At 69.1% G+C, this 14,038-nt stretch carries 15 protein-coding genes; 4 read left to right on the top strand and 11 right to left on the bottom strand.

The features are described 5' to 3' along the window. Positions 1-16 precede the first annotated feature (16 nt). Positions 17-811 carry an enoyl-CoA hydratase/isomerase family protein gene (locus H6844_09130; protein ID MCB9929563.1) on the top strand — a complete coding sequence of 265 codons (795 nt, stop codon included), beginning with the start codon at positions 17-19 and terminating at the stop codon, positions 809-811. Positions 812-1,120: 309 nt separating this feature from the next. Here H6844_09130 and H6844_09125 read toward each other — a convergent pair whose 3' ends face one another. From H6844_09125 to H6844_09115, 3 genes are all read right to left on the bottom strand, one after another. Then, a complete protein-coding gene (locus H6844_09125; GenBank protein ID MCB9929562.1) occupies positions 1,121-1,648 on the bottom strand; it encodes an OB-fold domain-containing protein in 528 nt (175 codons plus the stop codon). Between the two features lie 24 nt (positions 1,649-1,672). After that, positions 1,673-2,944 (bottom strand): hypothetical protein, encoded by a 1,272-nt coding sequence (locus H6844_09120; protein ID MCB9929561.1) that lies wholly within the window; start codon positions 2,942-2,944, stop codon positions 1,673-1,675. Positions 2,945-3,204: 260 nt separating this feature from the next. Then, on the bottom strand, positions 3,205-4,158 hold the full coding sequence (locus tag H6844_09115) for a 2-hydroxyacid dehydrogenase (GenBank protein ID MCB9929560.1): 954 nt from the start codon (positions 4,156-4,158) through the stop codon (positions 3,205-3,207). 180 nt (positions 4,159-4,338) lie between these two features. Between H6844_09115 and rpiA the strand changes: the two genes are divergently transcribed. Next, the gene (gene rpiA / locus H6844_09110; GenBank protein ID MCB9929559.1) at positions 4,339-5,016 is read left to right on the top strand and encodes a ribose-5-phosphate isomerase RpiA; all 678 of its coding nucleotides are present in this window, start codon (positions 4,339-4,341) and stop codon (positions 5,014-5,016) included. 25 nt (positions 5,017-5,041) lie between these two features. On the opposite strand, the gene H6844_09105 is transcribed toward rpiA, so the two are convergent. Genes H6844_09105 through H6844_09095 form a run of 3 tightly spaced genes read right to left on the bottom strand, consistent with a single transcriptional unit; the run spans position 5,042 to position 7,420 of the window. Next, complete coding sequence (locus tag H6844_09105) at positions 5,042-5,920, bottom strand: sulfurtransferase (protein MCB9929558.1); 879 nt, start codon at positions 5,918-5,920, stop codon at positions 5,042-5,044. 15 nt (positions 5,921-5,935) lie between these two features. Further along, entirely contained in the window at positions 5,936-7,189 is a 1,254-nt protein-coding gene (locus tag H6844_09100; GenBank protein ID MCB9929557.1) for a Zn-dependent hydrolase, read from the bottom strand. Positions 7,190-7,234: 45 nt separating this feature from the next. Then, positions 7,235-7,420 carry a hypothetical protein gene (locus H6844_09095; GenBank protein ID MCB9929556.1) on the bottom strand — a complete coding sequence of 62 codons (186 nt, stop codon included), beginning with the start codon at positions 7,418-7,420 and terminating at the stop codon, positions 7,235-7,237. A gap of 222 nt (positions 7,421-7,642) precedes the next feature. On the opposite strand from H6844_09095, the gene H6844_09090 reads away from it, so the two are divergent. Further along, complete coding sequence (locus H6844_09090) at positions 7,643-9,040, top strand: cysteine--tRNA ligase (GenBank protein MCB9929555.1); 1,398 nt, start codon at positions 7,643-7,645, stop codon at positions 9,038-9,040. 907 nt (positions 9,041-9,947) lie between these two features. On the opposite strand, the gene H6844_09085 is transcribed toward H6844_09090, so the two are convergent. The 3 genes from H6844_09085 to H6844_09075 are packed head-to-tail and all read right to left on the bottom strand — an operon-like array spanning position 9,948 to position 11,764. Then, the gene (locus H6844_09085; GenBank protein ID MCB9929554.1) at positions 9,948-10,805 is read right to left on the bottom strand and encodes an alpha/beta hydrolase; all 858 of its coding nucleotides are present in this window, start codon (positions 10,803-10,805) and stop codon (positions 9,948-9,950) included. Positions 10,806-10,821: 16 nt separating this feature from the next. Then, on the bottom strand, positions 10,822-11,484 hold the full coding sequence (gene nthA, locus H6844_09080; GenBank protein MCB9929553.1) for a nitrile hydratase subunit alpha: 663 nt from the start codon (positions 11,482-11,484) through the stop codon (positions 10,822-10,824). Continuing rightward, on the bottom strand, positions 11,477-11,764 hold the full coding sequence (locus H6844_09075) for a nitrile hydratase subunit beta (protein MCB9929552.1): 288 nt from the start codon (positions 11,762-11,764) through the stop codon (positions 11,477-11,479). The genes nthA and H6844_09075 overlap by 8 nt, the downstream gene beginning before the upstream one ends. 84 nt (positions 11,765-11,848) lie before the next feature. Here H6844_09075 and H6844_09070 point away from each other — a divergent pair, with 84 nt between their 5' ends. Next, on the top strand, positions 11,849-12,763 hold the full coding sequence (locus tag H6844_09070) for an oxaloacetate decarboxylase (GenBank protein ID MCB9929551.1): 915 nt from the start codon (positions 11,849-11,851) through the stop codon (positions 12,761-12,763). Positions 12,764-13,361: 598 nt separating this feature from the next. On the opposite strand, the gene H6844_09065 is transcribed toward H6844_09070, so the two are convergent. Beyond that, positions 13,362-13,601: a hypothetical protein gene (locus H6844_09065; protein MCB9929550.1), complete on the bottom strand. Its 240-nt coding sequence runs from the start codon at positions 13,599-13,601 to the stop codon at positions 13,362-13,364. Between the two features lie 2 nt (positions 13,602-13,603). Further along, positions 13,604-14,035, bottom strand: a complete 432-nt coding sequence (locus H6844_09060; GenBank protein ID MCB9929549.1) for a hypothetical protein — start codon at positions 14,033-14,035, stop codon at positions 13,604-13,606. Positions 14,036-14,038 lie beyond the last annotated feature (3 nt).

Raw genomic sequence — 14,038 nt, 5'->3', positions numbered from 1 at the left:
ACGGACGGAGGACCCCATGACCAGCGATGACCTGCTGTTCGACGTGACCGACCACGTCGCCACCCTGACCCTGAACCGGCCGGCCCAGCGCAACGCCATGACGGCGGACATGCGCGAGCGCCTGAGCCGGCACCTGCAGCAGATCTCGACCGATCCGGATATCCGGGTGGCGATCGTCACCGGTGCGGGCGGCACGTTTTGCGCCGGCGCCGACCTGAAGCAGCGGGCGGCGAGCGGCGGCGCCCGCGCCGAGGACAGTTCCCCGGCCGCGGTGCTGGCGCCGGACCCGGACGCACGCTGGTCGACGCTCAAGGTCGCCAAGCCGCTGATCGCCGCCATCGACGGCTATTGCCTGGCCGGCGGCATGGAGCTGGCGCTGGCCTGCGATATCCGCATCTGCTCGACCGCGGCGCAATTCGGCCTGCCGGAGATCGTGCGCGGCTTCTTCCCCGGCGGCGGCGGGCCGCAGCGGATCGTCCGCGCCATCCCGCAATCCATGGCCATGGAATTGCTGCTGACCGGCGACCGCATCGACGCCGAGGCGGCGCTCCGCTCCGGCCTGGTGAGCCGGGTGGTGGCGGTCGACGACCTCATGCCGACGGCGCAAAAACTGGCGGCGCGCATCGCCGGCCATGCGCCGCTCGCGGTCCGCACGGTCAAGGAGATCGCCACGGCGGCCCTGGACCAGACGCTGGAACAGTCCCTGCGCTTCGGCGACACCATGCGCTGGGTCATCGGCCAGACCGAGGACGCCAAGGAAGGCCCCCGCGCCTTCACCGAAAAGCGCGAGCCCGAATTCAAGGGCCGCTGAGAGCGGAGGCCGCTGGGCTCGGCAGCGCCATTCGAGCGCCGACCCCGCCTGTGTTCGAACGCGGCGAGAGACCCCGGATGGCGGCTTCGCCGCCTCCGGGGACGCTGAGGGTTTCGGGTTTGCGTCCTCCCCCGGCCCTGCGGCCTGCAAACACCACGAGCGAGAACATGTCCCGGCCGCCGCGGAGCCGGGGGCCGGGATCGGCTTCGGCATTCGAACACCGACCCCGCCCGTGTTCGCACCTCGCAAGAGGCCCCGGATGGCCGCTTCGCCGCCTCCGGGGAAGCTGGCTTGGAGCTTCGGCTCGGCCTATTCCTGCGGATAGCGCCAGGGCTTCTCCGGCTGGTCGGCGTCCTCGTCGAGGGTCCACATGGGCAGGGCGATGTCGTCGTTCAGCTTTTTCAGCACCATGCGCATGCGGCTGCCGATGCCCACCTTCTTGACCATTTCCGGCGGCGCCATTTCGCCATCCGCCGTGACCAGGTTGCCAGCGACCCGCAGGCCCTCGACCTCGCTCGGCTGGCCCTTCTGGGTGTCGAGTTCGACCAAGAGCAACATATAGGGCGCCACCGCCTTGAAGGCCGGCTGGATGGCGTGGTGCACCTCGTTATAGGAATACACCGTGCCCTTGCCCTCCACCGGCACCCATTCGGCCTCGGCATCGCCGGTCCAGGGGCAGCGGGTGGTCGGCGGATAGCGCAGCAGGCCGTTTTTCGGGTTGCGTTGCAGGCGGAACTCGCCCTTGGCGCAATAGGCGAAATACTCGCGGTTCTCGTGATCCTGCTCGTCGACGGTGAGCGTCATGCCGAGATGGTCGGCGGTAATCTGTCCAGGCATTGTCCTTGTTCCCTCTCTCTCGCCTCAGCCCTTGACCATCACCATGGCCGAGCCGGTGCCGGGCATGGCCCAGCCCAGATTGGCGGTCACCTCCACGTCCTGAACCTGGCGGCAGGAGCCGCTCTCGGAATAGTCGTGGGTGTGGATGCGCTTGCCGTCCGGCCCCATCGGGCAGGCGTCGTCGATCTCGCCGCGGATCTGGCGGACATTCTCGATCACCATGTTCATGCCGTGGGTGTAGCCCTCGCAGAGATGGCCGCCCGACGTGTTGTTCGGCCGCTTGCCGCCCAGCCGGATCGAGCCGTCGGAGACATACTGCCCGCCCTCGCCCTTCTTGCAGAAGCCGTAATCCTCCAGCTGCAACATGCTGGTGAAGGTGAAGGCGTCATAGGCGCCGGTCACGTCCACGTCGTCCGGCCCCAGGCCGGCATTCGCCCACAGGATATCCTTGGCATAGTGGCCGGCGACGGTGCTGATCGGGCCGTACTGGTAGTGCATGTCGACCCGCGGCTTGCAGCACCGGCCGACGACCGAGCGGATCAGCGCGTGCGGGCCGGCGCGGTGGTCGCGGGCGCGGTCGGCGCGGGTGACGATGATGCAGGTGGCGTTGTCGGTCTCGACACAGCAATCCAGCAGGTGCAGCGGCTTGACGATGAAGCGGCTGGAGAGCACGTCGTCCACGGTGACGATGTTCTTGTAATAGGCCTTGGGGTTGCGGGCCGCATGCTGCGAGTGGGTGACCTTCACCATCGCCACCTGCTCCGGCGTCGTGCCGTAGTCGTACATGTGGCGCATGAAGGTGGGGGCGAACATCTGGCCCGCCGCCTGCCAGCCATAGGCGCGGGAGTGCATTTCGTCGCCCTTCACCGGCACGGCCGAGCGGGCGCCGGTGCCGCCGATGCGCACCTGGCTGAAGCCGTTCATGGAGCGGAAGATCGCCACCGACTTGCACATGCCGGCCTCGATCACGCCCATGGCGATGCCGATCAGCGCCTCGGTCGAGGAGCCGCCGCCGAACACGTCCATGTAGAAATTCAGGCGGATGCCCAGATCGCCGGCGATGAAGGGCGAGAACGTGCTGTCGCCGCTGGAATAGCTCAGCATGCCATCGACATCGTCGGCGGTCATGTTGGCGTCGGCCAGGGCCTTGGAGATGGCCTCCGTCGCCATGGCGCGGGTGGTGCGGAACAGGCCGCCGCGGGAAAAGGCGGTCTCGCCGACACCGGCAATGGCGTATCGGTCGGCCAGATGTTTCGGGCTCGACGCGTCTACGTCGGAGACGCTGGATAGGGTCATGGGGCGTCCTCGTTGGATGGTTATGGTTGACGCGCATTACGGCATGAACCGCCGGGCGGGGCAAGAGGCCCGCCACCTCCGCCTTATCCTCCCCTCCCCTCTCCCGCGGAGGCGGGAGCCCATGCCTGAGACTTCCCGGTAAGGCTCCCATTGCGGGCGATAGCCTCGGCCGGAGGCCCCGGCTCAAGGCCGGGGAAGCGGGCAAACCGGGTGGTGGGGAACGGCAGAGCGGCCGAAAGAGACGGGAGCGGCCGCCGGGCTCAGACCTGGGGCGGCACCGGTGTCAGCACGGGCTTGCCGCTGAAATGGGCCTTCAGATTGTCGTAGACCAGATCGCCCATCGCCCGCCGCGTCTCGTGCGTGGAACTGGCGATGTGCGGGGTCAGGACAACGTTTTCCATGGCCATCAGCGCCGCCGGCACCTCCGGCTCGCCGTCGAACACGTCCAACGCCGCGCCCGCAATCCGGCCCTCCTGCAACGCCTTGACCATGGCCGGCTGGTCGATGATCGGCCCGCGGGCGGTGTTGACCAGGAAGCCCTCCGGCCCCAGCGCATCCAGCACCTCGGCATTGACGAGGCCGCGGTTGGCCTCGCCGCCCTCGCAGGTGACCAGCAGGATATCGCTCATGCGCGCGAGGTCCAGCAGGGTCGGATAGGAGCGGTAGGCCAGGTCGCCCAGCGGCTTGATGTCGTGATACTGGATGTGCAGGCCGAACGCCTCGGCCCGACGCGCCACGGCCTTGCCGATGCGCCCGAGCCCCAGAATGCCGAGCCGCTTGCCCTTCACGGTCGTGCCCAGGTCCATCCGGCCCTGCAACCACTTGCCCTGGCGCAGAAAACGCTCGGATTCGCCGATGCGGCGGGTGATCATCAGGATGAAGGTCATGGCGAGATCGGCCACGTCGCCGGTCAGCACTTCCGGCGTGTGGGTGACGATGACGCCGCGCGACTGCGCCGCCACCACATCCGTCGCGTCATAGCCGACGCTGAAGGACGAGATGATTTCGAGGTTCGGCAGGGCGTTGATCAGGTTGGCGTTCGGCCCCTTGGTGCCGCCCGCAATGATGCCGCGAATGCGCGAGCCGATCCGCTCCAACAGCGCGTCCGGGTCGGCCGGGTTGACGAAATCGTGGATCGTGAACTCTTGCTGCAACCGCTCCATCAGAAAGGGCGGAATCTGGGCGACTTGCAGCAGGTCGGGCTTGGCGGCCATGGGACGTTTCCTCGTGTGATCGCGTAAAGGGGAACCGATATTCGGACGAGTGAGCACGATATTGTCCCGATCGTCCAGAGCCCCGCTCCGGGCGGCCGGCACCATTGGCCACGTTTTCAGATCGCCCGCCCCGCACTACGTACAACCAGACCTTGCCCGCCCCCGCCGGAGCCCCACGCCATGACCCTTTCCCCCGCCGACGCTCAGAAACGCGAGGCTGCCCGCAAGGCCGTCGAACTGGTCAAGGACGGTATGACGCTCGGCCTCGGCACCGGCTCGACCGCCGCCTGGTTCGTGCGCCTGCTGGGCGAGCGGGTGCAGCAGGGCCTGCGCGTGCGCGGCGTTCCCACCAGCGAGACGACGGCGAAACTGGCCAACAGCCTGGGGATTCCGGTGATCGGCCTGGACGAGGTCGGCTTCGACAACGGCCGGCATATCGACCTCTGTGTCGACGGCGTGGACGAGGTGGACGGCGAGAACCGCGCCATCAAGGGCGGCGGCGGCGCGCTGCTGCGCGAGAAAATCGTCGCGTCGGCCTCCGACTGGGTGGTCTATATCGCCGACGCCTCGAAGCGGGTCGAGACGCTGGGGCGTTTCCCGCTGCCGGTGGAGGTGATCCCGTTCGCCGCTCCCTTCGTCGCCAGCCGCATCGCCACCCATGGCTGCCAGCCGCTGTTGCGCCGCACCGCCGGCGGTGCCGAATTCCGCACCGACGAGAACAATGTCGTCCTCGACTGCCCGTTCGACACAATCGACGACCCGGAAAGCCTGGCCGCCGAACTGGCGCTGCTGCCGGGCGTGGTCGAGCACGGCCTGTTCCTCGGCATCATCGACGAGATGATCCTGGCGGACGGCTAGGCCGATCCCCCCTTCCCAATCCCCGTCAGCCGGGCTCGCCGGTCTCCATCGGCATGGCGGGATCGGCGGACCATTCGGCAAGCGAGCCGTCATAGACGCTGACCTTGCGGTAGCCGAGCTTCATCAGCACGAAGGCGTTCATGGTGGCCGCGATGCCGCCGCCGCAATAGCTGATGATCTCCGCGTCCTTGCCACGGCCGAGCCCGTCCGCCGCCGCGGCCAGATCCGCATCGGGCCGATAGGCGCCGGTCTTCTGGTCGATGAAGCCCAGGGTCGGTAGCAATTCGCTGCCGGCAATACGCCCCGGCCGGGCATAGCCGAGGTCGCTCTCGCCCGTGAACAATTGCCGCGACAGGGCATTCAGCACGCAACCCTGCCCGCTTTCGACCGCCGCCAGCACCTGCGCCTTGTCCGCCACCAGGGCGGGTTGGAAGGCGGCGCGAAAGTCCGCCGGCGGATAGGCGGCGCTCGCGGCGGTCAAGGACCGCTCCTCCGCCTGCCACTTACCCAGGCCGCCATTCAGCACCGCCACGCGCTCGTGCCCGAACACCCGGAACATCCACCAGAGCCGCGTCGCCCACCACGGCACCGCGGCGGTGTAGATCACCACCTGGGTCTCGGGGCCGATGCCCAGGGCCGAGGCCTTGGCCTCGAAGTCCGCCACCGTGGGCAGCGCATAGGCGAACCGGCTGGTGCGGTCCTGCAACTCCGTCATCAGGTCGACGAACTGGGCGCCCGGAATATGCCCCTTCTCGAACCCGTCCCGCCCGCTGGTGGGCTGCCAGCCGCCGTCCGGCTGGCGCGTCATGGCGATGGTCGAGTCGAGCACGCGCAGCCCCGGATCGCCCAGATGCGCCTCCAGCCAGTCGGTCTCGACCAGAAAGTGTTGCGGTTGCAAAGTCATCCGTGTTTGTCCTCCCTACCGGTCTGCCCGGGCCACCACGGCATTCAACAGCACGTCGACCGCCGGCAATTGCGCCTCCAGCGTGGTGTTTTCGGCCTCGTTGTGGGTGATGCCGTCGCCGCAGGGCGAGAACACCATGGCGGTCGGGTAGCGCGACGCCATGTGATAGGCGTCATGGCCGGCCTGGCTCAGCATGTCGCGGTGCGAGACTCCCAGCGCTGCCGCGGCGGCGCGCACCCGGCCGATGCAGTCGGGATCGAACACCTCGTCGCCATACACCCAGCGCTCGGCAATGTCATAGTCCACCTGGGCGCGCCGCGCCGCCTGGGCGAGGCCGCGTTCCACCGCTGCCAGCATGGCGTCCGCCTGGGCCCGGTCCGGATGGCGCAGGTCCAGGGTCAGTTCGGCCCGGTCCGACAGAATACCGGCCAGGTTCGGCGACACGGTCAGGCGGGCCGCGGTCACCTTGCCGTCGCTGCCGGCATAATCCCAGCCGACGTCGTCGGCCGCCGCGATCATGCGGGCGGCGCCGACCAGGGCATTGCGGCGGCGCGGCATCGGCGTCGGGCCGGTGTGGGCGGTCTCGCCCCGGATGCGCACCAGCAGGCCGCGCACCGCATAGCCGCCGGTGACCACGCCCACCTGCACGCCCAGCCGGTCCAGATCCGGCCCCTGCTCGATATGCAGTTCGAAATAGCTGTCCACGTCGCGGCCGCCCACCGGAGCCTCGCCGGCATAGCCGATGCGTTGCAACTCCTCGCCCAGGGTCCGGCCCTCGCCCGGCTCCGGATCGCGGGTCGGGCGCGACAGGCCCCAGTCCAGGTCGTAGACGCCGGCAAACACGCCGGCCGCCACCATGGGCGGCTGGAAGCGGGCGCCTTCCTCGTTGGTCCAGTTCACCACCTCGATCGGCCGGCGGGTGACCAGGCCGCGATCGTTCAGCGTGCGCAGGATTTCCAGGCCGGCCAGAACGCCGACAATGCCGTCATAGCGCCCGCCGGCAATCTGCGTGTCCAGATGGCTGCCGACCAGCACCGGCGGCAGATCCTCCCGCCCCTCGCGCCGGGCGAACATGGAGCCCATGCGGTCGACAGTGACGCGACAGCCCGCCGCCTCGCACCACTGGCGGAACAGGTTGCGCATGTCGCGGTCGCTGTCGGTGAGTGCCAGCCGGCGCAGGCCGCCGGCCACTCCCACGCCGATTTGGGCCGAGGCTTCAACGGTCTGCCAGAAACGCGCGCCGTTCGCGCGAAGATCATTGCCGGGCATGCAGGGAACGCTCACGGATTGCGGGACGACGCGCCCACCATAACGCTAACCGTCGGGCTGGTCATCCTGCACCAAGGTGCCCGCCACGGCCGGCCCGGAGCTCGCCGACTGCGGGTCCGCGACACAGAGCGCAATGCCGACGACGGCGGCCAGCAGCGCCCAAAGCCCCACCATCACGCCGAGACGCGCGCAAAACGGTTCCAACCAGGCAGAAAATCGGGCGTTCAACATCGTAATCCCTCCATTGGCCGCCCTGACGCTCCGGTCCTCCCGCCCAGGCCGGACAGGGACGGTCGGCGCAACCGGACCGGAAGCAGGACTGCCTCTTGACATTCCAGCACCAAACGGGAGGGTGCGGGTCTCACATTTGCGCGAGGACACCGGAGGCGGCCGGGGCAGCCATGCCGACGCCGCCCATCCATCCCGCCACCGTTCGCACACCGGGCCCGACCGATGACCGACATCTATCTGCAGAACACGCTGACACGGAAAAAGGAGCGGTTCGTCCCGCAGGATCCGGAGCGGGTGACCTATTATGTCTGCGGACCCACGGTCTACAACTACCCGCATATCGGCAATGCCCGGCCGGCGGTGGTGTTCGACGTGCTCTACCGCCTGCTTTGCCGCGTCTATGGCAAGGCGCACGTGGTCTATGTCCGCAATTTCACCGACGTGGACGACAAGATCAACGCCGCCGCCGCCGACCAGGGCGTGCCCATCGGCCAGATCACCGAGAAATTCATCAAGATCTACCAGGACGAGACCGACGCGCTCGGCATTCTGCGGCCGACGGTGGAGCCGCGCGTCACCCAGCACATCCCGCAGATCATCGCCCAGATCCAGGCCCTGATCGCCGCCGGCAACGCCTATGAGGCCGAGGGGCATGTGCTGTTCAACGTGCCGTCCTACCAGAATTACGGCGCCCTCTCGCGCCGCAGCATGGATGACATGATCGCCGGCGCCCGCATCGACGTGGCGCCCTACAAGCGCGACCCGGCGGACTTCGTGCTCTGGAAGCCGTCGGACGCGACGCAACCGGGCTGGGAGTCGCCCTGGGGCCGCGGCCGGCCGGGCTGGCACATCGAATGCTCGGCCATGGCGGAAACCCATCTGGGCGAGACCATCGACATTCACGGCGGCGGCAACGACCTGGTCTTCCCCCACCACGAGAACGAGATCGCCCAGGGCACCTGCGCCCATCACGGCAAGCAGTATGCGCGCTATTGGGTGCACAACGGCATGGTGCAGGTGGAAGGCCGGAAAATGGCCAAGTCCGTCGGCAATGTGCTGCTGGTCCATGACCTGCTGGAGCAGCACCCGGCGGAGGTGCTGCGCTTCGTGCTGCTGTCGGCCCACTACCGCCAGCCGCTGGACTGGACGGCCGACGGCGTCACCCAGGCGAAGACGACGCTGGACCGGCTCTATGGCCTGCTGCGCGACGTGTCCGCTGTGGAGGCGACCCCGGTGGCGGACGACGACCCGGACTTCGGTCGCTTCCTGGCCGCGCTGGCCGACGACCTGAACACGCCGAAGGCGTTCGCGGAGGTGCACGGCATCGCCCGCGCCCTGGGTGCTGCGGCGGGCCATGCCGGCGAGCAGGCGCGGCTGAAGGGTGTGCTGCTGGCGGCGGGCGCGCAACTCGGGCTATTGGGCCAGGACCCGGCGGAATGGTTCGGCGGCGCCGTCGACGCGGGCGAGGCCGCCCGGATCGAAGCACTGATCGTCGACCGGCAGGCGGCGCGCAAGGCCAAGAACTTCGCCGAGGCCGACCGCATCCGCGACGCGCTCGCCATGGAGGGCATTGTGCTGGAAGACGGCGCCGGTGGCACCACCTGGAAGCGCGCGGGGTAACGATGCTGGCGGTGGCGTGTTGAACACGCCCTCGCCCCTCTCTCCCGCGCAGGCGGGAGCCCATGCCGAGGCCCCTGCCTTCCGAACTGTCCCGGCCTTGAGCCGGGACCTCCAGACGGGGAACGCCGTCGGCCGCCGGAGCCCTCCGGGCCGGGAGATCCCGGATCGCCGCTCCGCAGCGTCCGGGAACGCTCGGTCGCGGGCGTCTCGCAGCCGCGGCACAGATCACCGCCCCCTCTCCCGCGCAGGCGAGAGCCCATGCCGGAGCGCTCCTCACGGGGTCCGGACTTTGTCGGGAACGCTCAGGCATGGATCGGACGGGGCGGAAGAGAGCCACGTGACGGCGGGGAATGGCCCGTCAGGGCGGTGGCGAAGAACCGGCGGGCACATCCCGAAACCGTCATTGCGACCCCGGCCTTGCGCCGGGGGAAGCAATCCAGCCCCCTCTCCCGCAAAGGCGGGGGATTGCCGGGGCCCCTGATTGAACTCCGGGGTCCTCCGGGACCTCCATGACGGGGATCGCCGCCGGCCGCCGGAGCCTCCGGGCGAACGGATCGCCAGCCGACCAGCGCCGGGAACGCCACCGTCCCGCAGCACGGCGCAACCGCCACCCGCCCCAGGGCTCCGCGCAGGCGGGAGGGGCTCATGCCGAGGGCCCCTGACTTCCGAACTGTCCCGGCCTTGAGCCAGGACCTCCAGACGGGGAACGCCGTCGGCCGCCGGGTGCCTCCGGGCCGGGAGATCCCGGATCGCCGCTCCGCAGCGTCCGGGAACGCTCGGTCGCGGGTGTCTCGCAGCCGCGGCACAGATGATCACCGCCCTCTCCCGCGCAGGCGGGCCCATGCCCCGCCCGCCCCCCTTCACGCTGAGGTGCGAGCGTGAGCGAGCCTCGAAGCGGCAACCGGCCCTACCGCGCCAAAGCCTGCAACAGCAGCGGGTTGACCAGGTCGGGGCGCTCGTATTGGGCCCAGTGGCCGGCGCCCTCGACCAAGTGGAAGCCGCGGCAGTGCTGCAGCGGCTCGAACACGTCGCGGCGGTCCTGCATATAGGGGCCGGCGGTGGCATCCTTCTCGCCGAAAATGCCGGTCACCGGCACGCGGATCGACCGCAGCACCGTCGCCAAGCTGTCGCCGCGCGGGATGGTGTTGCTGCGAATGCGCGCCTTGCGGGTGTTGCGCTGCTGGATATGCAGCGCCAGCGGGTCGATGCGGCCATGGTCGCCGAACATGATGACGCCCAGATTGTGCCGGTGGACGTGCAACATCTCCTCCGGCGTCATGGTCGAGCGCATTTTGCGGAGGTCCGGGCGCGCCTCGTTCAGGCGCACGCCCAGCGCGTTCGAGCCGACGACGATGAAACCGTCGCAGCGGTCCTCCAGCGCCTGCACCGCCTGCCCGCCGACAATGCCGCCGAACGAGAAACCCGCCAGGTGAAAGCGCTCACCCGGCGCCAGCGCGTGCTCGATCGCGCCGGCGACCAGCTTGCCGATACTGTAAATGTCCCAGTCGTCGGGCGGCGGGTCGCTGTCGCCAAGGCCCGGCGTGTCGCCGGCGATGACGCGATAGCCGGCCGCCACCAGCGCCGGAATATTCTTGGTCCAGTGGGTCCAGGCGCCGAACGAGCCGTGCATCAGAAACACCGGCCGGCCGGCGCCCCACTGGTGCCAGACCATACTGCCGCCATGCGGCATCGGCGCCCGGATCACGCGCGCGGCATCCTCCAGCCCGGCCAGATAGGAGGCGGGGTCGAAAGTCTCCCCAGTCATGCGATGGGTCTCTCCGTCAGGCAGCGGGCAAGCGGGCCGGGGCGACGCCGATCAGGGCGTCGCGGGTCACCAGCGGCTTGAGGGCGTCCTTGCTCCAGCCCTCGGTGCCGGCCGGCTGCTGCGGCAGCACGATATAGCGCAGGTCGGCGGTGGAGTCGTGCACCCGCACCTCGACCGTGTCGGGCAGGTCGGTGCCGAACTCGCGCAGCACCTGGCGCGGTTCGACGACCACACGGGCGCGATACGCCTTTTTCTTGTACCAGGCCGGCGGAATGCCCAGCACCGAGCGCGGATAGCAGGAGCAGAGCGTGCAGACGATGACATTGTGCACGGCGTCGGTGTTCTCGACCACCTTCACTTCCGGCTGGTGTTCCATGTCAATGCCCATGTCCCGGATCACCGCCATGGGCTCGGCGATCAGGCGGGCCTTGTAGGCCGGGTCGGTCCAGGCGCGGGCGACCAGTTCCTGGCCGTTTTCGATGCCGCGGCTGTCCATGCTGTCGATCTGCTGCTGGATCTGCCGGGCGGTCAGCAGGCCCTTCTCGATCAACAATTCGCGCAGCGCCTGCTCCAGCACGTCGTATTCCGTGTCCGGATGGTCCGGCTGGAAGGTGCGGGCATGGTCGTCGTCGTGATGGTGCCCGTGGTGATGGTCGTGATGGTCATGCGTGCTAGCCATGGGCCGGCTCCAGCCAGTGATCGTAAATGTCCGCCAGGATGGAATCCTTCGGCGAACCCGCATAGTCGCCCCAGACCTCGGCCGACGCGAAGCGCACTTCGTACAGCACCAGCGGGTCGCCTTTCTGGTAATAGGCGATCTGCTCCGGGTTCGGGAACGTGCCCAGGATCGACACGATCTCGCCCCGGTGGCCGCGCAGATAGTGCGGCGTGCGGCAATGGCCGTTCGGGACGTCGTTGCGGACGATGACGGGATCGCCCGGTTTCAGGTCGGCGCTCATGCGGGGTCTCGTCCTTGGTGGCAAGGGCGGCGGTTTTGGCTAGTCTAGGCACAAGCGTCCCGAGCCGCAAAGGAAACCGCCGCCATGGCCGACCGTCCCACCGCCGCCCTCCGCCGCCTGCTGGCCGACCCGAAGCTGACGCAGGTGCCGGGCGTCGTCGATGCCGCCTGGGCGCGGGTGGTCGCGGCCGAGGGCTTCGACGCGGTCTACATGACCGGTGCCGGCACCAGCGCCTCGCGCCTGGGCTGGCCGGATGTGGGCCTCCTGACCATGAGCGAGATGGTGGACAATGCCGGCCGCATCGCCGACGCCTGCATCGCGCCGGACGGAAGGCAACTGCCGCTGATCGCCGACGCCGACACCGGCTATGGCGGCCCGCTCAACGTGCGCCGCACCGTGCAGTCCTACGAGCGGGCGGGGGTGGCCGGCGTGCATATCGAGGACCAGGTCTGGCCCAAGCGCTGCGGCCACCTGGCGGGCAAGGCGGTGATCCCGACCGCCGACATGGTGGCACACATCAAGGCCGGCTGCGACGCCCGCCACGACCGGGATTTCGTGCTGATCGCCCGCACGGATGCCATCGCGGTGGAAGGGTTCGAGGCCGGGCTGGAGCGCGCCCACGCCTATCGCGAGGCCGGCGCCGACGTCCTGTTCATCGAGGCCATGACCTCACGCAAGCAACTGGCCGAGGCCTGCCGCCAGTTCCCGGACACGCCGCTGCTCTACAACATGGCGAGCAGCGGCAAGACGCCGTTTCTCTCGGCGGACGAGATGCAGGCGCTGGGATTTTCGGTCTGCATCTACCCGAATTTCGTGATGCTGGCGGCGATCCCGGCGGCACAGGCCATGCTGCGCACGTTGAAGGAGACCGGCGAGGCCAAGGCCGTCGCCAACAGCCTGGCCAGCTTCCAGCAATTTTTCGACCTGCTGGGCATGGACCGGGTGAAAGAGCTGGAAGAGCGCTATGCGGTCGACCAGGGCCGGCGGGTCGGGTACTAGGCAAGCCCCCGGAGGGGGCGGAGCCGCCCTCCGGGACCGAACGATGCGCCTCCGGATGATGCGCCCGCGCGTTCGAGCATCCCCGGACGATGCGAAGCGCCGATCCGGGGTCTCCTGCGGTGGGCGGACACCGGCTCGAAACGGTCTTCGCGAACGCGGGAGATCCCGGCGCTCGCCTCCGGCTCGGCCGGGAAAGCTCTCTTATGACGACGGCCTGCCGCAAGGGCCGGGCGAGCCCCTCAAAACCATCCCCGAGCATCCCCGGACGGTGCGAAGCGCCGATCCGGGGTCTCCTGCGGTGGGCGAACACCGGCGAGGGCGGTGTTCGATGCAGGACACCGATCCCGGCCCACCGCTCCGCGGCGGCCGGGAAACGCCATACTCTTATGATGCGCGCCGGCCGCAAGGATAGGGGCCGCAAACCCAACGTGGGCCTGCACCCCGGAGGGGGCGGAGCCGCCATCCGGGGCCGCCGTATCTCGCGAACGCCGGCGAGGGCGGTGTTCGCACGAAGACACCGATCCCGGCCCGCCGCTCCGCGGCGGCCGGGAAATGCCAGACTCTCGTGGTGTGGGGCTATTGCGGTGCGTGCCGGTGGCTATTTGACCAGCGCGTTGCGAATCGCGGCGATGGCGGTGAAGGCGAGCGCGCCGCCGATGCCGCCTCCGATCACATAGACCATGAAATCAATGTCGCCCGCGCCATCCGCTGGCGGAAACACGCGATTATAGCCGTAGAGCACCGCCGGCCCCACGATCACGCCCCACGACATCACATTGCGCACATTCCACTTTTTCGGCCCGGCGTCCTCCGCCGGCGCGCCCTCGCCCTCGGTCATGGTCAGAGGGTGACGCTCGGGACCCAGAGATAGCCATCCGGGTCCAGCAGATAGGCCTCGCGCATGCCGTGCGGCTTGTCGAGCGAGCCGGCCAGCACCTCATAGCCCGCCGCCCGTGCCCGCGCCTCGGCCGCGTCGGGGTCGAGGCCGAGCAGGCGCAGTTCGGCGCCGATGCCGCGGATCTCGGTCTCGGCCAGCGAGCCGGAAAGCGGGTGGTCGTTGTAGGTGTGGTCGGCGTGCAGGCACCATTTGGCGCCGCACGCCTCCAGGGCGGCGAAGTCCGGGTCCTCGTAGACCACGCTCGCCTGCAACACCGCGCGCGCAAAGGCGGTGGCCCGCGGCATGTCGCGCACCAGCAGGTTGACCGTCAGGCCGCCGAGGTCCTTGGAATACTCGCCGGCCGGCTTCCACGGAGTCCCGGTGCGTTTCTTCATCCG

The sequence above is a fragment of the Alphaproteobacteria bacterium genome, assembly GCA_020638555.1.
GTDB lineage: Bacteria > Pseudomonadota > Alphaproteobacteria > Bin95 > Bin95 > JACKII01.
The sequence above is the reverse complement of the archived record's forward strand: the minus strand, read 5'-3'. Positions and strand labels throughout refer to the sequence as shown.